Raw genomic sequence first — 22,490 nt, forward strand, 5'->3', positions numbered from 1 at the left:
CCGTATTTTTCTACAAACTCCTCATAATTCCCTTCAAAATCGATCATCGTCCCATCTTCATTCAGTTTGATGATACGGTTTGCAAAGGCATCAATAAGTTCTCTGTCATGAGAGACACATATCACTCCACCTTTGTAATTATGCAGTGCTTCACCCAATGCAACAATGGCTTCCAGGTCAAGGTGATTGTTTGGCTCATCCATCACAAGGAAGTTACAACTGTCCATCATCATTTTACTCATCATGACACGGTGCTTTTCTCCTCCAGAACAGGCATCGATCTTTTTCTTCTGTTCTTCACCTGAGAAGAGCATACGTCCCAATGTTTTACGTATGTCATCGATGTGCCACTTGACATCAAAGCCCTGTATCCATTGTGGAAGTTCTTCATCTCCTGTGACAATATCTGTTGTGTTTTGAGGAAAATAACTTGTCGTAATGGTCTGTCCCCATTTAAAAGTACCCGCATCTGCTTTTATCTCTTCCATGAGGATTTGAAGCAGTGTGGTCTTCCCTACACCATTGGTACCGATGAGGGCTATCTTGTCACCTTTGTTCACTTTAAAGGTAAGATTCTCAAATACACTCTCACCATCATAAGACTTGGAAAGCCCTTCTACTTCAAGTACTTCATTCCCTATCTCCCGATGTGCCTTGAACATAATGGACGGATCACGTCTGGAAGAGAGTTTGATCTCACCCATATCAAGTTTATCGAGCTGCTTCTGACGAGAAGTTGCCTGTTTCGCTTTGGAGGCATTGGCTGAAAATCTTGCAATGAATTTTTCCAACTCTTCTTTCTCTTTGAGTGCCTTACCCCTATCAGTTTCTGCCTGTTTTGCTATGAGATTTGCTGCGATGTACCATTCATCATAGTTTCCTGTAAATTCACGAATATTCTGAAAATCAAGGTCAAGAATGTGTGTCACAACACCATTAAGGAAGTGTCTGTCGTGAGAGATGACCATCAGTGTTCCCTCATGGCGTTTCAACTCATTTTCCAACCATGAAATGGTCTCCATATCCAGGTTGTTTGTAGGCTCATCAAGGAGTAAAATATCAGGCTTAAGGAAAAGTACCTGTGCAAGCAGGATCTTGAACTTGTCTCCACCCGTAAGTGACGACATCAGGTCATCATGTTGAGAAGCAGGGAAACCAAGTGATTCTAACAGTTTCTCTATTTTGACATCTGACTCATAGGTAGGGTCTTCATCTGCACAGATCATCTCCAGCTCTGCCAAACGGTTATTGACCTCATCACTCTCAAAGTCACCTTCCATATAGAGTTTTTCTTTCTCTTTTTGTGCAGCATAGAGCTTTTTGTTACCGTAGAGTACCGCATCTTTAAGGGTAAAGTCTTCAAATGCATACTGGTTTTGACTCAACATGCCAAGCTTTAGCCCTGGCTGGATCTGCACTTCACCGTCACTTGGCTCCAACTCTCCTGCAAGAATCTTCATAAATGTTGATTTTCCTGCACCGTTGGCACCGATAAGCCCATAGCGTTTACCTACATCCATGGTCATATTGATCTTGTCGAAAAGCACTCTCTTTCCGTAACGTTGTGTTAAATTGACTGTACTAAGCAAGTTGTATCCTTCTATTGATATCTATAATTTACGGGATTTTAGCATAAAGTGCTGAAAGGTGACCCGTGTGAAATAAGGGAACCTCTAATAATAGAGATATTGTGGGTATCACCTATTTTTAGAGGTTCACATAAGCCTTAAAAAGAAAATCAATCCAGTAGTTCAATTACATTCTCTATAGGTCTGCCTATGACTGCTTTGCCATCTTTTATAACAATAGGTCTTTCTATAAGCTTTGGATTTTCTACCATCGCTGCAATAAGCTTCTCCTCATCATCTACATCTTTCAGTCCAAGTACTTTGTAAGCATCCTCTTTGGTTCGCATAAGCTCTTTTGCAGAGATACCAAGTTGAGAGAGTAAGGTTCTAAGTGCCTCTTTTGTCGGAGGGGTATCCAGATACTTTACTACTTCTGCCTCTATACCTTTCTCTTCCAAAAGTGCCAGTGAATTTCTTGATTTTGAACATCTCGGGTTATGCCAGATGGTGACGTTTGCCATGTCTATCCTTTGTTATGTAGTTTAGTGATCTTTTCATCTACTCCGGTAATCACATGCCTGTTTTTACCTTCATAATCTATGTTTGAAAGCAGGTAACGTATGGCATTGAGCCTTGCTCGCTTTTTATCATTGGCATCAAGTTCACACCATGGTGCATACGGTGTACCGGAGAGTCTGAACATTTTATCTCTAAGCTTCTCATATTCAGCATATTTTTCCATAGACTCATAATCCAGCTTGGAGAGTTTCCAGCTTTTAAGCGGATCATTCTCTCTGTCTTTAATGCGGTTTTGCTGTGTCTCTTTAGAGATATTCATATAGAATTTAAAAAAGAGTATACCATCATCCACCAGCATCTCTTCTACACCATTGACCTGCTTGTAAAAATGATCATGCTGTGCCTGTGTACAAAAACCAAAAACCTGTTCTATACCTGCTCTGTTGTACCATGAACGGTCAAAAAATACGATCTCCCCTGCATTGGGGATCTGTTTAATATGCCGTTGGAAATACCACTGCCCAAGCTCTTTGGAATTGGGCTTTGGCAGAGCTACAGAACGTGCTTCTCTTGGGTTCAGATAGTTATTGAACTCTTTTATGGTGGAACTTTTACCTGCGGTGTCCATCCCCTCAAAGATCACAAGCAGACGTTTTTCATTGTCGATGATCCATTTTTGAAGCTTTACCAACTCATACTGAAGTCTTAAAGACTCCTCTTCATAGAACTTTCTCTCTATCTTTCCATTACCTTTAAAAACTTTTGAAAATTTTATCTGATACTCCGGAAGTGCTTGCGTATAGTGAATTTGCTGCTTCATGAATTTTCTTTCCCATTCTGCTCTGAAGATCGATTGTTCAGTTGGGAAGCAAACCTTGCTTCGGTCTCCAGTTTCATCAATAGACGTGCATTATTGACACGCAGTTTGCTGTTCTCTTCATTCAGACTCTCCAGTCGTTCCTGTAAAGACTTGTGTTCACTCTGTAATTTTTCATACATATTCTCTGTATGCTCAAACTTCGATTTCGTCTGACTTTGTAATTTTTCAAATGCATTGGCTTCTCTTTGAGAAACCTGTAATGCCTCTTCTGTCAAACCCAGTTTCTCTTTGGTCTGTGCAAACTGCTGCAGTTCCTGTTCATTTTGCGCATTCTTGATCTTTAAGACCTGTAACTCTTTTTGAAGTTCGGCGATCAGCTTCTCTTTTTCCTGATTATCTATCTGTACGTTGAGAAATCTCTCTTTATAGGTTTTGACCCGCATGCTGGAAACAACCACAACCAGAACTATGAATAACAGAACCACAAGTGATATAGCACCAGTGAACATCAGTGTGGAGTCATTCCCTATTTTAGCAATAAGTTCATCCATTTTAACCTCTTATCATGTCATATTCTTTAGGATAGTTACACTGCATGCTTTTTAGTGGAAGCTTTCCTTTACCATATTTTACTTTTTTAAAAACAATCTGCACCTTGTTTTCCAAGTCGTCGAAATATGCTACACTCTGAAGCTGCCCTTTTGCATCGACCTGTATTGTGTATTTTTTACCCTGATACACTGCTACATAAATATTTTTATCATGTATTTCAGCTTTCTTCAATATCTCTGTAAGGTTAAATCCTTTGTTAATAAGATAATTGGAGACCTGCTCCAGATCATGATCAACAACAAGCAATTCAAGTCCATTGGTACATACCTCTTTTTTTGTCGGCTTCAAATACTCCCATTTGAGCAGTGTTTTATCTGAAAAATATACTTTACCGCTATAGTTAATTACTTTCTTCTTAGGATTTGTGATCATTTGTGTAAAGTTTGCCGTAAAGTTCTCAGGGAGCACAATAGATGAAGCAAACAGGTGGGTACCCATTATTAAAATCAATACTGTTTTTTTCACTTCTTTTTCCTTATTAATTCTTAAAAATATACCAAAAACTCACTTGGTATGAGGTTATTTTGACATAAAATTGTGAATGAACAGTGATACCTCTCCAAATCCAAAAAGCTAACTGATTATTAATCACAATTTAGATAAAATAATCACCATTATAATATTAGGTAAAATAGAAATGATAAAAAGCGTACTCAAAATATTTGGCACAAGAAATGACAAGATTGTTAAAGGCTACCTTAAAAGGGTAAAAGATATTAACGCACTTGAGTCAAAGTATGAACCACTCAGTGATGAGGAACTTCAAGCTGCATTCAATACTCTCAAAGAAGAGGTACAAAGTGGTGCCAAAACTACAGATGATGTACTCTATGACTCCTTCGCTATTACACGTGAAGCCTCAAAGCGTACATTGGGTCTAAGGCATTATGATGTTCAGATGGTCGGGGGTATGGTACTGCACGACGGCGACATCGCCGAAATGAAAACCGGTGAAGGTAAAACACTGGTAGCTACGCTTGCTGTGGCACTGAATGCTATGACGGGGAAAGGTGTTCATGTGGTTACTGTCAACGATTACCTTGCAAAAAGAGACTCAGAAGAAATGGGAGTCCTTTATGAATTTTTAGGATTTACCGTTGGATGCATTACAACTGATATCCATGATGAAATAGCAAGAAAAGCACAGTATGAAGCAGATATCACGTATGGAACCAACAACGAATATGGCTTTGACTACCTGCGTGACAACATGAAGGTACGCGCAGAAGAAAAAGTCCAGCGTGAACATCATTATGCCATCGTCGATGAAGTGGACTCCATTCTTATTGATGAAGCAAGAACTCCATTGATCATCTCCGGTCCTACGCAACGTGACCATAATCACTATGCCAGAGCAGACATTATTGCAAAACAGATGATACGTGGGGAAAAACTCAAAACCAAACCAGGTGAAGACGAAAAAACAACCGGTGACTTCACTGTCGATGAGAAAAACCGAACCATCGTGATGACAGAACAGGGATTACAAAAAGCCCAGGATCTTTTTGAAGTAGACAATCTCTACTCACTTGAGAATGCTGCACTTTCCCACCACCTTGATCAGGCACTTAAAGCACACTACATTTTTGAGAAAGATGTCGATTATGTGGTACAGAATAACGAGATCATTATTGTAGATGAGTTTACAGGAAGGCTCTCAGAAGGACGCAGGTACTCGGAAGGTCTGCATCAGGCACTGGAAGCCAAAGAGGGAGTAGAGATACAGGAAGAGTCTCAGACACTTGCCGAGATCACTTACCAGAACTACTTCAGACTCTACGAAAAACTTGCAGGTATGACAGGTACCGCACAAACAGAAGCCACAGAATTTGCACAGATATATAATCTGGAAGTCATTTCCATTCCTACCAATGTGCCTATTGCAAGAGATGATAAAAACGACCTCATCTACAATACTGAACGTGAGAAACTTGATGCCGTAGTAAGACGTGTCAAAGAACTGCATGCCAAAGGTCAACCTGTACTCATCGGTACAGCTTCCATTGAAAAATCTGAAATGATCGATGAACGACTTAAAAAAGAAAAAATACCTCACAATATGCTCAATGCTAAAAACCATGCTCAGGAAGCAGAGATCATTATGAATGCAGGACAAAAAGGCGCCGTAACAGTTGCTACAAACATGGCGGGTCGTGGAGTTGACATTAAAATAGATGATGAAGTAAGAGCACTCGGCGGACTGATGATCCTTGGTACAGAACGTCATGAGAGTAGACGTATAGACAACCAGCTTCGAGGTCGTTCAGGGCGTCAGGGTGACCCAGGAGAGAGCCAATTCTTTCTAAGCCTTGATGACAATCTTCTACGTATTTTCGGTGGGGAGAAGATCAGAAATATTATGAACAAACTGGGCGTGGAAGAGGGAGAGTATATTGACTCCAAAATCGTCACACGCTCTGTTGAAAAAGCACAGAAAAAAGTAGAGAACCAGCATTATGAGTCAAGAAAGCAAATCTTGGAATATGATGATGTTGCCAACCACCAGAGAAAAGCAATCTATGCATTTAGAAATCAGTTGCTTGATCCTGAATTTGACATTGATGCAAAAATCAAAGAGAACCGTGCAGAATATATTAATTATCTACTTGCAGAATGTGAGATCTATGAGGGTATGCCTAAAGAGGATTTCAATGTTGAAAAACTTGCTGCACTAATTAAAGAAGAGCTTCATATTGAAGTCGACTCTCAATACTTTCTAGATAAAGAAGCTGACGAACTCAAGACAATGATCACAGAGATGATGGAAAATATCTATGAAGAGAAGATGTCTCAGATCGATCCTGAACAGAGAACCGAAATAGAACGTATCCTGTACCTTCAGGTACTCGATCCACAGTGGAGAGACCATCTTTATGAAATGGATGTACTTAAAACCGGTATAGGGCTTAGAGGATACAACCAGAAAGATCCACTTACTGAATATAAACAAGACAGCTTTAAACTCTTTACAGATCTTATACAGCGTATCAAATATGAAGCAGTGAAAGTCCTTCAACTCGTACAGTTTGACTTTAGCTCTCCTGAAGAGGAAGAAGCAGCTGTTGAGCAGATCAGAGAAGAGTTGGAAAATGATGTGGCAGATACAACCCTCAATCAATCACTGGAAGAAGGAACGATCACTGAAGATTCTTCTACACTTAAACCTATTACCGGCACCAAAAAGCCAAAGAGAAATGAACCATGTCCATGCGGATCAGGGAAAAAATATAAAAATTGTTGCGGACAAAGCGGACCTAAAAAAGGTCTATTGGCATAATGAAAACAATCTCCTCGCCTAATAAAAAATTTATTAGGCGTATCATCAAACACTATCTTAAATATGATACAGAAAATCCTTTTATCTTTATCTCTGCTATACTCGCTTTTTTAGGTATTACTACCGGTGTGATGGTCTTAATGATCGCTATGGGGATCATGAACGGCACACAGGAAGAGTTCACTAAAAAACTTTTTGTCATGAACTACCCCCTTACTATCCTTCCTGTTGAAGAAGATGCTGTCAATAAAACACTTATACGTACACTTCATAAAAAATTCCCCCATCTTCAATTCAGTCCCTACTATACTACACAGGTCATTACTAGAAATGAAGGTGCTGTACAAGGCTCTTTACTCTATGGTGTCGACTATACAAAAGAATCTGCGATCAATAGCATCTTTCAAAAAGCCAAAGGCAATAGCTCAAGCATATTCAAAGTGATCGTAGGAGAGGGACTTTCTTTTGAGATGGATGCCCCCAAAGGTAAGAAAGTTACACTTTATTTTTCAGAACAGCAGGCTATCGGCTTTGGTACAATGCCTTTACAAAAACGTTTTGTTGTGGACGGGGTCTTTAAATCCGGTCTCAAAGCTTACGATAAAGCTATTATGTACACTACCCTCGAAGCTTTTGAAAAATTGCTTAAGCGTAAAATCGGTTTTTATGACGGATTACATATTTATTCTAAAAATCCTATGGAAGATATCAAAAAAATAAAAGACGTCTTACCTAAAAATGTAGTGATCGAAGGATGGTGGCAGCAAAATGGTAACTTCTTCTCTGCCATGCAGATGGAAAAGAAAGCCCTTTTTCTTGTATTACTTCTTATTATTCTTGTAGCATCACTTAATATTATCTCTTCTCTGCTCATGACAGTCATGAGTCGAAGAGCTGAAATAGCTCTTATGCGAACACTCGGAGCCACCAAGACAGAGATAAGATCTATTTTCTTTAGACTGGGACTTATCATCGGTATTGCAGGTATGGCAGCCGGTACACTTCTTGGAAGTTTAGGTATCTGGATACTCACCACCTTTGACATTATCTCCATGCCTGAAGATGTCTACGGTACAAGCAGACTCCCTATAGACCTTACTATGAATGATTTTGGATTCATCATACTTGGCACAAGTATCATCATCCTGCTCTCAGCCCTCTACCCTGCCAAAAAAGCTTCTGAAACTGACCCATTAACTGTACTTCGAAATGAATAACCCCACCTCCTCTACAAGCTCAGAGAACAATAATACAATTCGATAGTTGAGTCTGCTGAAGCTACTTATTGATAATATGTGCCGGAGATTCGATCGTCCTCTTAAGTATCTGTAACGGTAGCGTCAATATATCCTGTGCTGCTGTTGTCTCAACTTTTGGTTTATCAAGATCACCTGTGATCTTTAATCCCACAGTCATACTCTTATCTTTACCCATAAGAATATACCCCAACAGAGGAAGATTCCCTACAAAACTTCCAAGCTCCCTGGCAGTCTGTATTGCAAGTTTCATAGAGATTTTTTTTATCTTTAGATTGAGTTCTCCTTTACCTACAATAGTGGCTGATCTACCTTTAATATACACTGAATCAAAAATAATTTTGTCTCCTATCATACGATACTCAATTACCCCTTCTTTGATTTTAAAACCTTTTTCTGAAAAACCGGGGCTGTGCAATGTTGCCAATGCAGGTATGGTATTAATGAATGCCAACGTATTATTATAGGCTTTAAAATTACTCAATGTCCCTCCCTCGACAATAATATTCCCTTTCATTACTTTATCAGGCTCTCCAGATATTTTAAGTGAATATCGTCCTTTCTTCAAACCCTTAAAATGGATAAGCGGATGTAATAATTTATCTTTCACACGCAATGCCTGAATAAAAAGCTGCTTCCCCTTTTTTGAAAATTTCACAATATCACCATCTAAACTTCCCAGAGCTTTTATGTTGCCATTGGGTTTCACATCTATATCATAGCTATCTGTCACCAGTGTATATTTCCCATATCTCAATTTACTTTTTTGCCCAAGTATCACTAATTTTTTTAATTTTGATTTTTTTTGTATCTTCCCTCTTGAAACTAAAAATTGTTTAAGATCAATATTAAGATTTTTAAGTGTAATACGAGATTTGGGTACATCAAAATGTAAACGTTTGTTAAAAGCATAAAAATCCAGTCCATTTTTTGTAACTGTTCCGCTACATGGTATTTTTGTATGGCATACGTTCCCTTTGTCATAGAAGAAACATGATCTTCTTTTTAACTCCCCGTTAAAAGTATAGGTTTTAAAATCTTTAGTTCTAATATCAAGTTTTCCACCGTCTATCTGTAGACCGATATTTTTTAGGTAAGGTTTAATCTTTTCTATTTCTTCCAGCTGTATCAACATCTCCTTGTGATGATAAGTGATGTTAACTTTTAATGACGGTAGTTTTACTGTGACATTTTTACTGTAATCCAAATGCAGAGGAAGTACTTTTTTTGTTAAAACAAAGAACTTCTCTTTATCCCCTATGCTCACCTGCTTGGCATTGAATTTGAGATCAGCTTTCTTTGTTTTTATATTGATCTTCCCATCTACATTTCCGTCATACCAACGCTCTTTGATATGTACTTTTCTCAACCCTACCAGATCTTTTGTATAGGTAATATTTCCGCTTATGACAGGAAGCTTCGTTTTATAGATCGTTGCTACTCCTTTTTGCAATTCTGCCTTAAACACAATGCTCTGTTTTTTACGACTGTTATATTTTACATTACCTTTTAACACCGAAATTTTAATCTTATCGTAAACAACTTCCCCTTTACCGATATCCACATTGACAGATACTGCTGTTTTTTCGGCAGATTTTTTTAGCGGAACATCTATCCTAATATCCAGTTTGGAGGGTGCTCCTTTTTGCTTCACAGGAATATGAAGTTTGTAGGCTTTGAGTATTTCCTGAACCACACTGTCTATTTGTGAGCTTATATGCAGATCAAGCAAAAGCTTCGTAGGTTTTTTTCCTGTCAGATCCGTGATTGCTACTTTACTTCCCTTGAGACTTCTTTTTTTGTAGCTAGGGTCTTTCAAGTCAAAGTAGAGACCGCCGTTTCTGTAGTTCAATAGAAAACCCGAAGCCAGAACCGGCGCAAGTTTCTCTTTATAATAGATCTTCACATCTTCAAAAAGAACCTCTCCCCTTAGGGCATCAAAGTCCATTTTAAAACCCTCTTTGCCTATATCCCCTTTACCGGAAAGATAATGCAATGTATACTTTTTGGCTTTAACCTTGTTTACGATCCAACTTTTTATAGAAGGCTTTAACGTGAATTTGTTTATAAGTGTTCTCAGATCGGAGAATGGCTTACTATTTATGACAAAAACAACGGTACTGCCCTCTTTTGTCGCATCAAAGTCACCTTTGATATGATACGCATCAAATGTACCTTTTGTCTCCAGTCTGTCCTGTTGCAGATCATAGGTAAGCTCTCCTACAATATTAATATCATCCTTTTTAATATACAGTAAAGAAACATCTGCAACCAGTTTTTGCCCTACTCTTTCTATGTTTCCTGCTATCTCATAATCATCACTGGTCACATAGAGGATATTATCTGCAAAAATGACTTTGAGTTCATTATTGTTAAAATCTATTTTCTCCAGCTCTATATAATTAAAAAAGGTAAAAAGGTATTTGATGGTATCAAAGGTTTTATCGATATTTTTAAATGAAGGATCAGCCTTACTCTTGGGGATCAAGATATTCCTGGCTTTGAGTGTGAGTTTTTTATCGAGTTTTATGTATAATCCGTCTATCTCGTAATGACCTACCGTTAGCTTATCCGCATGAATACCGGATCTGAGCCAAAAGAAAAGAGCAGTAAAAATGATAATCAAAAATATTAATGTATCACGCAAGACGACATGGAGAACATGGGCAGTATGGGCAGAAAACATTTTACTGGTCTTAATCATCTCTTTTGCCTTTTATACTACACTACCCGTTAAGACTACACAAACACTTTTTGTGCCCAAGGGCTCCATTGCAAGTATTATAGCACAGCTGACAAAAAAAGGCTACGATTTATCGGTGATCGATACAACAATTTTACGCTTTATAGGTACACCAAAAACCGGTTGGGTGCATCTGGGGAAGAATAGACTCAACCGTATCGATTTTCTTTACAAACTTACCAATGCAAAAGCAATGATACACAAAGTAACACTAATCCCGGGAGAGACTTCCGAACTCTTTTTTGAGGCACTTGCAAAAAATCTCAAATTAGATACAAAAAAATTAAAAAAATATTACTTGGAATTCTCTCCTTATCCTGAAGCCGGTATTTATGCAGACACCTACTATGTACCCTATGGCATTAAAGAGAAACATCTTATGCATTTTTTGGTACGTGAATCCAATAAAAAATATAAGAATATTTCTCAAAAAATTTATGGAAACTATAGTCAAAAACAGTGGCTAAAAGTACTAACCATTGCATCCATCATCCAAAAGGAAGCAGCAAATAACAAAGAGATGCCTCTTGTCTCCTCTGTCATCCATAACCGCCTTAAAAAAAGAATGCGATTACAAATGGATGGTACCCTAAATTATGGCAAATACTCTCATGTGAAAGTAACTCCGGAACGTATTAGAAGTGATCTAAGCAGTTTCAATACCTACAAACATAAAGGATTACCGAATTCGCCTATTGGATCAGTCAGTCTCAGTGCTATTAAAGCAGCGATCAAACCTGCACGAACCGACTATCTTTATTTCATGAAAAATAGCAAGGGTGTGCATGACTTTACCACTACATTCAAGGCACATAAAAAAGTCATAAAAAAGAAAAAACAGCAACAGGCAAAAGCACTTTTTGAAAAGATTCAAACCAAAAAATCAACGCATCAATAGCTGTATAATATTTAAAATAAACATGACGATAAATCCAACTTTATAAACCATCTTTTCATTTCTCTCTATATAGGAAAGGTTCTTGTCAAAATAAGGCTTTACCTTTTGTGGATTGTCTATTTCAAAGAGCATCTCTGAATAGTGGTGGTAACGTTTATCGGTATCAGTCTCCACTGCTCTTAAGATAATACTCTCCAGCCAATTTGGAATCTTAGGATTATATTTGGTAGGATGCTTTGGATTTTTATCAAAGGTCGGGTTTTGAAAAGGTTCTATTTCACCAAACGGAAATTTCTGTGTTAACGCTTCATAGAGTGTTACTCCTATAGCATAAAGTTCTGTCTGCTCTGTAATAGGTGCCTGATTGAAACGTTCTGGAGCCAAATAGGATGGTGTTCCTGCTCTGGTTACATTGGAGTAGGATTCTGTAATACTTCCAAAATCCACCATCTTGAAAACAAGTTTCTCTTTACGTTTTGTGACAATAATATTCTCAGGCTTGATGTCCCCATGTACCAGATCCAATCGTGTAAGAAACTGTGACATCTTCAGTAAAAACCGTGCCAACTCTACACCCATATCTACAGAGAGCGGTTTTTTTGCAATGAACTCTTTGAGAGAAACTCCTTCAATAAAACTCATAATATAGTAACGGTGTGTTCTCTTTTTAGGAATAACTGCTTTAGGAAAAAAACCAGCTTTGAGCCGTTTTGCCATCCAGACCTCTTTAACGAACAGATCCAAAATATTTTCATCTTCCACAGCTTCAAGAGGAGAAAATTTGATCACATACTGTACTCCTTTTTTCTCACAAAGCCAGGTTCGGTTATTTTGAACAAGTGGTTTAAGCAGTCTGTACCCATCTATTATTTCATCAACTTTATATTGCTCCTGTATGATAAGATCACTCTGCTTAAGTTTCAGTCTCGGATCAAGTTCTTTGATCTCAAGTACTACTGCAGTAGTATCATCAGGTAAATTGTCTTTATGTTTTTTAGATGCTTTTTTAACCAAAAAAGAGGCTCCCATATGCAGCCCTTCCGCCAAATCTTCCTGCTCAAGTTCATTGTAAAGTCCGTCACTGCAAAGCAGTATCTGGTCTTTGGCTTGCAGATTGTTTTCAAAATAATACGGCTCAACCTGCGCTTCAAGTCCCATGGCAGAGGTAAGCACATTTTCCATTCCTTCTTCATCCATAGCATGGTCATTTGAGAGTTGTGCGAACTGTCCGTTACGGTGCAGATAAATACGGCTATCTCCTACATTTGCCCCATAGAGCCTGTCTCCTTCTATGACTACAAGTGTCAATGTCGTAACCAACTCTTCACGCTCATATTCCTCCATGGATTCAAGAAAAAGTACACGATTAATATTCTCTATAAAGTGCTTAATAGATTTCTCCATACTCCAGGACTTTGGTCTGTTCTTGAGTGACTGTACCAAAAAGTGTGTTACTCGTCTTGCAGCTTCAGCTCCCTGCATAGCAGATCCGACCCCATCACATACCGCTGCTACGGTAATATTCTCCATCACCTTTACCTCAAAAAAGTCATCCCCTTTTAGTTGAGTACCTTTGGCAAGTGTAAAGCCTGATGTTTCAATATTTTGTTTTGACATGGAGTATCCTATTATAAAGTTAGAATTATTATACCATTTGGTTTTGTTTTTTTGTGGGATTTTGGTGATTAAAATATGGTCAATATTAACTAGTAAAAATTAGAGAAGTTTTAGTGATATTGAAAGAAATATATCAATCACCTGTAGGGTGTTGTACCCTTACAACACCAAAACCATGTAATCACATAAAAGGTGTTGTCATGGGACAACACCCTACAAAAAAATTTGATATACTATGAATAACAAAATAACTAAGAGAAATAAATATGGCTTCTGGGAATGAAAACAATAGCAGCATAAAACAACAGCGTTTGCAAAAAGCATTAAAAAAAGCTATGGAAAAAGAGAAGAAATATGCAAAAGAGCAAAAATTCTATAATGCCGATGAATATGATTTCAAAGGAGCAGAGATTGACCCTTCTACATTAAAAGATATTGAAACCATAGAACCCGACTATGACTATACGGATGACTGGGGTGCATGTGATAATAATTGATACGCATAAAAATAATAGTGTCTATGCTAGTTTTATGTGTATTAAATCATTCCCCCGGCTTTTGCCCCCCAGGTTGTTCTCCATCTTGTCTTTACAAAACTGAGTCCAAATATGGCTACAAGTACCACCGCTGCAAAGATCATAAATCCTACAGAGTAACCGTCAAAGGCACCTTTGGACCAACCTAGCGTCTTAATGAGGGCTGTACCGCCTAGACCACCTGCACAACCAACAATACCAGTCATAATACCTATATCTTTGCCAAACCTTTGCGGTACTAATTGGAATACCGCACCATTTGCCATACCAAGGTTTGCCATAATGAAAAACAGTACAACGATAGCAACAAAAAACGGCAGATCAATCAATGCAAGTGTAGCAGCCAATACAGCTACTGCTCCATAAAAGAAATAAAGCGCTTTTACTCCACCGATCTTATCTGCAATGTTTCCACCGACTGGTCTAAGCACCGCACCGGCAAATATGGTCAGTGCTCCAAAGTATCCTGCAATAACCTTTACATTAGGCTCATGAAAGACATTAACTCCAAAAGATGACATATCTGCCTGATAGGTGTTCATAAGATACACTTTCATGTAACCTGCAAATCCTACAAAACCACCAAAACTAATGGCATAAAACAGGTTGAACCACCAAGTGTCTTTATCTCTCAGAAGTTTAAGATAATCCGAGACTTTTTTAGGGCGAGGTTTATAGACAGAAGCTGGTGCATTTTTTGCCAGAAAAAGATAGGCTATAAAAACCAATATCGCCATAACAGCACCCACACCGAATACAGATTCCCAACCCCATTTCTCTGCGATCTTCGGAGCGAAGATAAAGTCCAGTACTACACCAATATTTCCGGCACCTGCAATACCCAGTACTACCCCCTGAAGCTTTGGTGGATACCATTGCCCAGCCTGTGGGAGAGCTACTGCAAAAGACGCACCGGCAAATCCAAGTCCAAGCGCTACAATAAGTAATTGATTATAGGTGATACTGTTACCTTGCATATAAGCCATCAACAGTGATGCAATGACGATTGCCTGAGCAATAAGTGCTGTGAGTTTTGCACCCATTTTATCTACACCAAAACCTAAAACTATTCTAAGAATGGCTCCAGAGAGTATAGGGAGAGAAAGCAGTGTTGCTTTCTGCCCTGCGCTGATAACCTCACCGTGTGCTGCCAATGCTTCTGCAATTTCAGTAGAGAGTGGACCAAGCATAGTCCAGACCATGAAACTCATATCAAAATAGAGAAAAGCCATAAACAGAGTCGGAAAATGTCCCTGCCCTTTAAGTGCTTTAAATCCTGCCATTGTGTATCCTTTTATAAATATACTGCGAAGTATACTCCAAATTAATATCTATTATAACTTATATATTGATTAATTTTTAATCAATTAAAATAATGCTCTATAAAGCTAATATACTATTATAGAAATATAATAACCGATGTTAATGATTAATTTTTAATCAATAAATTATCTAAAGTAGACGACTGCTTTGCTATAATAAGCCTAATTTAGTACGGAGAGATAAACACGTTATGAGAACATTACAGGAAGCCTTGGAAGCAAGAAGTAAAAAAATCAATAAAGTAGAAACCACTAAAGCACTTAAGAAGCCTATGGACGTCTATGCACAACTTGAATCCATAGCAGCATCTGGATATAAAGGTCTTTCAAAAGAAGATTCTGCCTACTTTTTAAAATGTTTTGGTCTTTTTGACAAAGGAGAGGATTTTATGCTTAGAATCCGTATCCCCTCAGGTCAGCTTACACATGAACAGAGTCTTTGCATCGGTAAAGTAGCACAGCAGTATGCCAATGACTACATAGATATCTCAACACGTATGCAAGTCGTACTGCGTTATATACACATTGAAAATATTGCCAAAGTACTGCACTTACTTAAAGAAGTAGGGCTCACTACCTTTCAGACAGGTGTGGACAATACACGTAATACCGTATCCGATCCGCTGGATGGTCTGGCATATGACAATATCATCGAAACCAAACCTATTATAGACTCATTTGAAAAACAGTTCATTGAAAACCCTGAATGGATCTCTACACTGCCGCGTAAGTTCAATACAGGGATTTTAGGATCACTTTCAAACTCCTGTAATATCTTTGGGCATGACTGTTGCTTTGTGCTTGCACAAAAAGAAGGTATTTTTGGATTTAATGTCTTTTTGGGAGCCAGGGTCGGTGTTCAGGCTAAAGATGCTGATCTTTTTGTAACAGCAGATGAAGTGCCGCACTTTTATGAGGCTCTCCTTACTGTTTTTAAACAGTACGGCTACCGTGACAACCGAAACAAAAACCGTCTGCATTTTCTACTGAATGATGTGGGTATGCCTGCTTTCATAGAGGCACTCAAACTAGAAGCCGGTAAAACATATGCCTCTGCCGGTATCACTATGGTACAGTCACAGAATATTGCACTGGGCTCCAACAAAGTTCTGCTTAAAGACGATACATTTGCTTACAAGGTCATCGTACCCTCAGGGATCTTCAGTGGTACCGATATGATAGAAGCAGCCAATGAAGCAAAAAGATTTGGCTCCGGAAATATTAGATTAACCTACGATCAAAATCTTTTTCTTGTGAATATCACCCAAGAGAATCTTACTGCACTTGAAAATACTTCTTTGATAAGAAAATATATACAGTATCACAACCTTTATTTTCAGGATATGATTGCCTGTGCAGGGACACATACCTGTTCGTTTGGGGTCATCCCCAACAAACCAGATGCTATAGAAATGGCACATTTCCTTAACTCGGAAGTAGCCATAAAAAATGCAACTGTACGCATGAACTGGTCAGCCTGCCCCAAAGGGTGCGGAATACATGGCATCGCCGATATTGGTTTTGAAGGATGTAAAGCTAAAGATCAAGAAGGCAATCGAGTAGACGGTGTACACATTTTCATTGGTGGTAAAATGACACGTGAAGCCAAAGAAGCACATATTTTACATAAGAGTGTACCCATTACAGAAGCAAAATATCATGTTAAATATCTGCTAAAAACCTATGCTGACTACAAAGACCGTAGCGAAACATTTGAGGCATTTGAAAGCCGATTCTTTAGTAAAAACTACAGTTATCAGGCGATCTCATTCTTTACGAAGATTAACTATATTTTGCAGGATAAACTTGGTCTTGATATCATGTTTGAACTTGACAAGGAACCTACAAGTGGTCGAAGAGAAGAATATGAACTCTTCACCTTTGGACTAAAACTCTTTAAACTGCTTACAGGAGAAAAACGTTTTGAAGCCATTGATGGACTGGCACCTACACTGGCTCGACCAAGAAAGATCAAACGTGATGAAGTAAGCCGTATCAACCCTAAAGTACCAGCAAAACTTTCAGAGGTTATTTATAATATGACTCATGAGAAAAAAAGCGAACGTGCACAGGTATTCTCGGAATTATTAGTAGCGCTTAAGGAGATATAGATAATGTATCAATTAATAAATCATGGATCTGTAGGGTGTTGTACCATTACAACACCAATATTATGCACCCAAACAAAAGGTGTTGTCATGGGACAACACCCTACAATACATATAAAAAAAGAAGTATAAATGGCTGTAGAACCCTTAACCCAAAACACCCCTCTAGAGAGTTTCATCAACTACAAAAATGAAACCGGTATGCAGTGTGGAAACTACTCTATCGACATTCCCGATCTAAAACCTGGAGAACAATACCGTTTTCATTTTGATGCCACTGCCTGTGTCGGATGTCACTGCTGTGAAGTGGCATGTAACGAACAAAATGCCAATCCAGATGACATCAAATGGAGACGTGTAGGTGAGATGGAAATGGGATCCTTCCCCGATACTCTCCAACTTTTCAACTCTATGAGCTGCAACCACTGCATCGACCCTGAGTGTCTAAAAGGCTGCCCCACTGAGAGTTATATCAAGTTGGATAATGGAATTGTCTGGCATGATGACCCAAGCTGTATCGGATGTCAGTATTGTACATGGAACTGTCCCTACGAAGTGCCAATATTCAACCCTGATCGAGGCATCGTTACAAAGTGTCATATGTGTGTAGACAAACTCGAAGTTGGACAGACCCCTGCATGTGTGCAGGCATGTCCAGGTGGAGCCATAGAGATAGAAGCTGTCAATGTAGCACAGTGGCTGGCAGAAGATATGGCCAAAGAGGGAGTTGCACCTCACCTACCTGATATAGGTATCACCAAGCCGACCACCCGTTATACCCTGCCGGAACTTCCTGAAGGTGAAACTATACATGTAGCTGATGAGCATCTGCTCAAACCTGCACATGCTGAGTTGCCACTGGTCTTTATGACCGTACTCACACAAATTTCTGTAGGTGCCTTTTTGGCTCTATTTTTGGGACAACTGCTCTTTAGTCTGGGCTTTAACCTGCCAAAGCCAAATCTGGCAATGGCAATCTTGGCATTTTTGCCTGCGGCTATAGGACTTCCACTCTCTGCCATGCATTTAGGACGACCGGCAAAAGCGATGTCTGCTATGAAGAACTGGAAAACCTCATGGCTCAGCCGTGAGGCAATTGCTCTTGGAGCCTATACAGGCTTGGCAACAATGGTAGCAGGATTGTGCTTTTTAGAGATCAAAGGTTTTTTACTGCTTCTTGTTGAAGCCGTTACTTTGGCACTTGGGATCTTCGGTATCTACGCCCAGTCAATGATCTACCGCATCAAGGCACGTCCAAGCTGGAATAGGAAAAGTACCACCAAACGTTTCTTTGGTTCAGGCTATGTAGGTTTTTTACTTATTGCTATGGTACTGCTTATCAGTAACGGTTCACAGGGAGCCATGGTACTGCTTTCCATCACACTGGTAGCCGGTATGGGACAGGCACTGGTCATATTGGAAGAGGTCATGTTCTACCGTCATTTAGACAAAGAAGACCCGCTCCATTACCAATACAACCGGACAAGAACCCTTCTTCAGGAGCATTTTGGTAGAGTAAAAAAGTTTAGAGTTTACTCACTGGCTCTATTTGCACTGGCACTGCCACTGCTTGCTATTATGTTCACAGCAAGTGGTTTGGTAAGTCTAGCCATAGCCACTTTGGCAGTGGCAACCATAGGTGCATTATCAAGCGAACTCAGCGGACGCTACCTCTTTTACAGAACGGTAGTACCACTGGGACTGGCAGGGAACTTCTTTGCCGGAAATCAACGACATTAGGCAAGGGAATAAAATGAGTTTAATAGATAAAGCAAAAAACTTTCTCGGACTTGACATCAAAGAAGACAAATACGCACTAGTAGATGACCCCATCTTTGGAAAAGTCGCCAAGGCCAAAGCCCCGGACAAATGGGTACGCTCTACCTGTGGGTATTGTGGTGTAGGTTGTGGGATGTACATTGGGGTGAAGAACGGGGAAGCAGTCTACTCCAAAGGTGACCCGCTGCACCCTGTGAACATGGGGACTCTCTGTCCCAAAGGACTCAGTGAGCATAAAATGGTCAGAGCCGACAACCGTATACCTGCCCCTTTGCTCAAAAAAAACGGCGTACTAACTTCTGTTTCCTGGGAAGAAGTCTTTACCCATACCAGTGATGCGTTCAAGCGTATTCAGGCAGAACATGGCAAAGGCGCTGTAGCTGTCATCTCTACGGGTCAGTTACTCACAGAAGAGTTTTATGCACTGGGTAAATTTACCCAGTTGGGTCTTGAAACCAATAACTATGACGGGAACACCACTCTCTGTATGGCAAGTGCTGTTATGGGTTATAAACAAACCTTTGGTTCTGACGGACCTACAGGGTGTTATGAGGATTTTTCCAAAGCAGATGTTATTTTGCTCATTGGGGCGAACATTGCCGACAATCATCCTATTTTGAAACTTCATATTGCCAAAAACAAAAAAGAGACGGGAAAAAAACCAACACTGATCGTAGTTGATCCCCGTAAATCTAAAACCTCACAAATGGCAGACATTTTTGTACCGTTAGCTCCCCGTTCAGACTTGGCACTGCTCAACGGGCTATGCTACATCATTATGGAGCAAGGCTGGGAAGATGAAAAGTTTATTAAAGAACGTACCAACGGCTATAAAGAATTTAGAAAACATATCATAAAAAACTATCCTCCCCAGGAGGTAGCCAACATTACAGGTATAGAGGTTAAAGAGCTTTACAATTTGGCTAAAGTCTATGCCACAGCAGACAAGGCCATGAGTGCCTGGACAATGGGAGTCAACCAAAGTAGTATAGGTACAGACACTGTCTCTGCCATCTGCAATCTGGCACTAATTACAGGAAACCTTGGAAAAGAAGGTGCCTCACCTATGTCCATTACAGGACAGTGTAATGCCATGGGTACACGTGAATTTGGTTTTACTTCTTCCATCCCAGGTTATAGAAACTATGCAAGTACATCTGACAGACAAGCCTTTGCCGACATTATTAATGTACCCGTGGATTTAGTACCTAACAAACGCGGCTACGCCTACCCTCAGATCATTGATGCCATAAACAGAGGAGAAATAAAAGCTCTTTGGGTGGTTGCAACCAACCCGCTGGTAAGCTATCCTGACCAGAACAGTTTAAGAGAAGCATTGAAGAAACTAGATATTCTAGTAGTACAGGATGCCTTTATGTCAGATACGGCAGAGATTGCTGATGTGGTCTTTTCTGCTGCCACATGGTCAGAAAAAGAGGGATGCTATACCAATTCTGAGAGACGCTGTAACTATGCAAAAAAAGCAATTGATCCCTTAGGAGAAACAAAAAGTGATCTGGATATTGTTTTAGACTTCTCCAAATATTTTGAAGGTAAACATGCACTACTCTTTAAAGATATAGAAAGCCCACAAGATATATTTGAGGAGATCAAACAGGTAAGCAAAGGACAGCTGTGTGACTATTCCGGTATGAGCTATGAGCTGATAGAAGAACTCGGAGGCATTCAGTGGCCATGTAATGACCATGCTCCCAAAGGTACGAAACGCCTCTACTCAGAGGAGATGCCTTGCCCCACTCAGGATGGAACCGCCAAGCTTCTCCCTCTTGACTGGATACCTTTAAGTGAAATGCAATGTAAAGGACTACCGCTCATCCTCAACACAGGAAGGACAGTAGAGCAGTTCCACACCCGAACCAAAACAGGAACCATCGGCATACTGGATGCTCTGGCTCCGGAAGCATGGGTAGACCTCAGCCCCAAAGATGCTGCCAAACTCAAAGTAAAAAGCGGTGACCGCATCGCTATTTCCGGGAACAGAGGAAAAGTAGAAGATGTCATTGTTAAAGTCAGTGAAACTGTGAGAGAAGGAAATATCTTCGTACCGTTCCATTTCAATGAACAACTCATCAATAATATTACCATCCCGGAGTTTGACCCCAAATCTTTTGAGCCAAACTACAAACAGTGTGCTGTACAGCTGCACTCAGAAGCAGTTCCTGAAGGGATAGTATATGAAGAGGTAGAGATATCTGGTTATTTAGAAGGTGTGAAGGTGTATGAAGAGGAAGTGTTGGTGGATGAAAAGGTTAAATCTTCATCATAGCCGTAGGGTGTTGTGCCCTCACAACACCAAAAATTTAGATTTTAATCAAAACTTTAATCTCGCAATAAACTTCAATGTGTTGTAAGGGTACAACACCCTACAGAAGCACTTTCAAATCATTTAGATCAAACAGAAGTAACTTTCCATCTTGCATGCCTAACAACTCTTTGGAAAATCCACTTTTGGAAAAAAGTGCATAGACATCTACTTTTATGCCTGACTGTAAAGCCTTGGCTTTAAGTTTTGTCAATTCATTCTTACACACTTTTCGGTCTTTATATTTACATTCACCCAAAATAAGTTTTTTATCACCGGTGATCGCTAAAATATCAAACTCACTGTGTTGATTCCAATAACTTCCGTGGCTAAGCAGTGGTGTACTATTTTCATACTGTTTCACAAGTAAAGCATCACAAAGCTGTTCATATACCAATGTACGCAAACGTTCATAATTATTTTTAAAATTCTCTAAAAAATCCACAGCATCCCCATGAAGCAAGTTCTTTCTATAATAAGTAACAAACCCGAACCAAAAACGCATAAACGGTTGAACAAAGCGGAGTTTATCCTGTATACGATAGGAACGGAGCTCCTTTTTGAGTTTATGTTTAGGATCTGTTCTAAGCGGGGATTCCCGGGAGAACTCTATTTGAAGGATATGAAGGTCAACCAATTCCCCAATCACACGTTCTCCTGCACTTTCACTCAATCGGGCTTTTTTAATTACAGAGTAAAACTTACCGTCACCTCTGGCAACTGCCATAAGCAGTTCACGATAGGGAGTTTCCAATAGATAAGACGGAGAAACAAGATTTTGGAATTTAGTGAAATTCTTTACAAAGTTGGATTCGACCATAGCAAAAACATCTTCAAAGAAATCAAGCTCAATACTCTCTTCTGCTCCGCCTAAAATAGCAAAATGCTCAATAAATTGCTCCAAAGTCAGATGTGGATTGTGTTCACAAAAAGTTTTAAACGCGTTTTTGATGTGCCGACCTTCCCTTTTAATTTTATAGAACCCTCTGAATAACCTAGACATTCACAATGGGTTTTGCAAATGTAAGATTGTGCAAGAGATTTACAAGTCCTAGCCGTAGCTAAGTCGAAGTAAATATCTTGTGCAAGATTGCGTTTGCAAAGCCCACCCA

16 protein-coding genes are annotated in these 22,490 nt (G+C 39.4%); 7 read left to right on the forward strand and 9 right to left on the reverse strand.

Translation table 11 applies throughout. The features are described 5' to 3' along the window. The 5 genes from MVE01_RS05115 to lolA all read right to left on the reverse strand — a co-directional run. Positions 1–1,589 (reverse strand): ABC-F family ATP-binding cassette domain-containing protein (locus MVE01_RS05115; protein ID WP_472561096.1); only part of this gene is annotated, 1,589 nt, incomplete at its 3' end. 149 nt (positions 1,590–1,738) lie between these two features. Then, positions 1,739–2,089 carry an arsenate reductase (glutaredoxin) gene (gene arsC, locus MVE01_RS05120; RefSeq protein ID WP_472561097.1) on the reverse strand — a complete coding sequence of 117 codons (351 nt, stop codon included), beginning with the start codon at positions 2,087–2,089 and terminating at the stop codon, positions 1,739–1,741. Between the two features lie 2 nt (positions 2,090–2,091). Next, complete coding sequence (ppk2, locus tag MVE01_RS05125; protein WP_472561098.1) at positions 2,092–2,907, reverse strand: polyphosphate kinase 2; 816 nt, start codon at positions 2,905–2,907, stop codon at positions 2,092–2,094. Continuing rightward, positions 2,904–3,458 carry a hypothetical protein gene (locus tag MVE01_RS05130; RefSeq protein WP_472561099.1) on the reverse strand — a complete coding sequence of 185 codons (555 nt, stop codon included), beginning with the start codon at positions 3,456–3,458 and terminating at the stop codon, positions 2,904–2,906. The genes ppk2 and MVE01_RS05130 overlap by 4 nt, the downstream gene beginning before the upstream one ends. A gap of 1 nt (position 3,459) precedes the next feature. Beyond that, on the reverse strand, positions 3,460–3,984 hold the full coding sequence (lolA, locus tag MVE01_RS05135; RefSeq protein WP_472561100.1) for a LolA-like outer membrane lipoprotein chaperone: 525 nt from the start codon (positions 3,982–3,984) through the stop codon (positions 3,460–3,462). A gap of 172 nt (positions 3,985–4,156) precedes the next feature. Here lolA and secA point away from each other — a divergent pair, with 172 nt between their 5' ends. After that, positions 4,157–6,796: a preprotein translocase subunit SecA gene (gene secA, locus MVE01_RS05140; protein WP_472561101.1), complete on the forward strand. Its 2,640-nt coding sequence runs from the start codon at positions 4,157–4,159 to the stop codon at positions 6,794–6,796. Next, positions 6,796–8,013 (forward strand): ABC transporter permease, encoded by a 1,218-nt coding sequence (locus MVE01_RS05145; protein WP_472561102.1) that lies wholly within the window; start codon positions 6,796–6,798, stop codon positions 8,011–8,013. The genes secA and MVE01_RS05145 overlap by 1 nt, the downstream gene beginning before the upstream one ends. A 61-nt stretch (positions 8,014–8,074) precedes the next feature. Here MVE01_RS05145 and MVE01_RS05150 read toward each other — a convergent pair whose 3' ends face one another. Next, the gene (locus tag MVE01_RS05150) at positions 8,075–10,756 is read right to left on the reverse strand and encodes a YhdP family protein (RefSeq protein WP_472561103.1); all 2,682 of its coding nucleotides are present in this window, start codon (positions 10,754–10,756) and stop codon (positions 8,075–8,077) included. Here MVE01_RS05150 and mltG point away from each other — a divergent pair. Further along, a complete protein-coding gene (gene mltG / locus MVE01_RS05155; protein ID WP_472561104.1) occupies positions 10,668–11,693 on the forward strand; it encodes an endolytic transglycosylase MltG in 1,026 nt (341 codons plus the stop codon). The two genes, MVE01_RS05150 and mltG, sit on opposite strands and share 89 nt — an antisense overlap. Here mltG and MVE01_RS05160 read toward each other — a convergent pair. Continuing rightward, entirely contained in the window at positions 11,679–13,310 is a 1,632-nt protein-coding gene (locus MVE01_RS05160) for a protein kinase domain-containing protein (protein WP_472561105.1), read from the reverse strand. The genes mltG and MVE01_RS05160 overlap by 15 nt on opposite strands. Positions 13,311–13,576: 266 nt before the next feature. On the opposite strand from MVE01_RS05160, the gene MVE01_RS05165 reads away from it, so the two are divergent. Continuing rightward, positions 13,577–13,807, forward strand: coding sequence for a hypothetical protein (locus MVE01_RS05165; protein WP_472561106.1), 231 nt, complete (start codon positions 13,577–13,579; stop codon positions 13,805–13,807). Between the two features lie 41 nt (positions 13,808–13,848). Here MVE01_RS05165 and MVE01_RS05170 read toward each other — a convergent pair whose 3' ends face one another. Then, the gene (locus MVE01_RS05170) at positions 13,849–15,129 is read right to left on the reverse strand and encodes an MFS transporter (protein ID WP_472561107.1); all 1,281 of its coding nucleotides are present in this window, start codon (positions 15,127–15,129) and stop codon (positions 13,849–13,851) included. 230 nt (positions 15,130–15,359) lie between these two features. Between MVE01_RS05170 and MVE01_RS05175 the strand changes: the two genes are divergently transcribed. From MVE01_RS05175 to MVE01_RS05185, 3 genes are all read left to right on the forward strand, one after another. Continuing rightward, entirely contained in the window at positions 15,360–17,279 is a 1,920-nt protein-coding gene (locus MVE01_RS05175; RefSeq protein WP_472561108.1) for a ferredoxin--nitrite reductase, read from the forward strand. Between the two features lie 129 nt (positions 17,280–17,408). Next, positions 17,409–19,016 carry a DmsC/YnfH family molybdoenzyme membrane anchor subunit gene (locus MVE01_RS05180; RefSeq protein ID WP_472561109.1) on the forward strand — a complete coding sequence of 536 codons (1,608 nt, stop codon included), beginning with the start codon at positions 17,409–17,411 and terminating at the stop codon, positions 19,014–19,016. Between the two features lie 13 nt (positions 19,017–19,029). Beyond that, the gene (locus MVE01_RS05185) at positions 19,030–21,342 is read left to right on the forward strand and encodes a molybdopterin oxidoreductase family protein (RefSeq protein ID WP_472561110.1); all 2,313 of its coding nucleotides are present in this window, start codon (positions 19,030–19,032) and stop codon (positions 21,340–21,342) included. A 97-nt stretch (positions 21,343–21,439) separates the two neighbouring features. Here the strand turns inward: MVE01_RS05185 and MVE01_RS05190 are convergent, their stop codons facing one another. Beyond that, on the reverse strand, positions 21,440–22,381 hold the full coding sequence (locus tag MVE01_RS05190) for a DUF234 domain-containing protein (protein ID WP_472561111.1): 942 nt from the start codon (positions 22,379–22,381) through the stop codon (positions 21,440–21,442). Between the last annotated feature and the right edge of the window lie 109 nt (positions 22,382–22,490).

The sequence above is a fragment of the Sulfurovum sp. genome (assembly GCA_026990595.1).
Classification (GTDB): domain Bacteria; phylum Campylobacterota; class Campylobacteria; order Campylobacterales; family Sulfurovaceae; genus Sulfurovum.

Coding starts and splice junctions, on each gene's coding strand:
- arsC (WP_472561097.1), bottom strand. CDS start 2,089: ATGGCAAACGTCACCATCTGGCATAACCCGAGATGTTCAAAATCAAGA.
- ppk2 (WP_472561098.1), bottom strand. CDS start 2,907: ATGAAGCAGCAAATTCACTATACGCAAGCACTTCCGGAGTATCAGATA.
- MVE01_RS05130 (WP_472561099.1), bottom strand. CDS start 3,458: ATGGATGAACTTATTGCTAAAATAGGGAATGACTCCACACTGATGTTC.
- secA (WP_472561101.1), top strand. CDS start 4,157: ATGATAAAAAGCGTACTCAAAATATTTGGCACAAGAAATGACAAGATT.
- MVE01_RS05145 (WP_472561102.1), top strand. CDS start 6,796: ATGAAAACAATCTCCTCGCCTAATAAAAAATTTATTAGGCGTATCATC.
- mltG (WP_472561104.1), top strand. CDS start 10,668: ATGATAATCAAAAATATTAATGTATCACGCAAGACGACATGGAGAACA.
- MVE01_RS05150 (WP_472561103.1), bottom strand. CDS start 10,756: ATGATTAAGACCAGTAAAATGTTTTCTGCCCATACTGCCCATGTTCTC.
- MVE01_RS05160 (WP_472561105.1), bottom strand. CDS start 13,310: ATGTCAAAACAAAATATTGAAACATCAGGCTTTACACTTGCCAAAGGT.
- MVE01_RS05165 (WP_472561106.1), top strand. CDS start 13,577: ATGGCTTCTGGGAATGAAAACAATAGCAGCATAAAACAACAGCGTTTG.
- MVE01_RS05170 (WP_472561107.1), bottom strand. CDS start 15,129: ATGGCAGGATTTAAAGCACTTAAAGGGCAGGGACATTTTCCGACTCTG.
- MVE01_RS05175 (WP_472561108.1), top strand. CDS start 15,360: ATGAGAACATTACAGGAAGCCTTGGAAGCAAGAAGTAAAAAAATCAAT.
- MVE01_RS05180 (WP_472561109.1), top strand. CDS start 17,409: ATGGCTGTAGAACCCTTAACCCAAAACACCCCTCTAGAGAGTTTCATC.
- MVE01_RS05185 (WP_472561110.1), top strand. CDS start 19,030: ATGAGTTTAATAGATAAAGCAAAAAACTTTCTCGGACTTGACATCAAA.
- MVE01_RS05190 (WP_472561111.1), bottom strand. CDS start 22,381: ATGTCTAGGTTATTCAGAGGGTTCTATAAAATTAAAAGGGAAGGTCGG.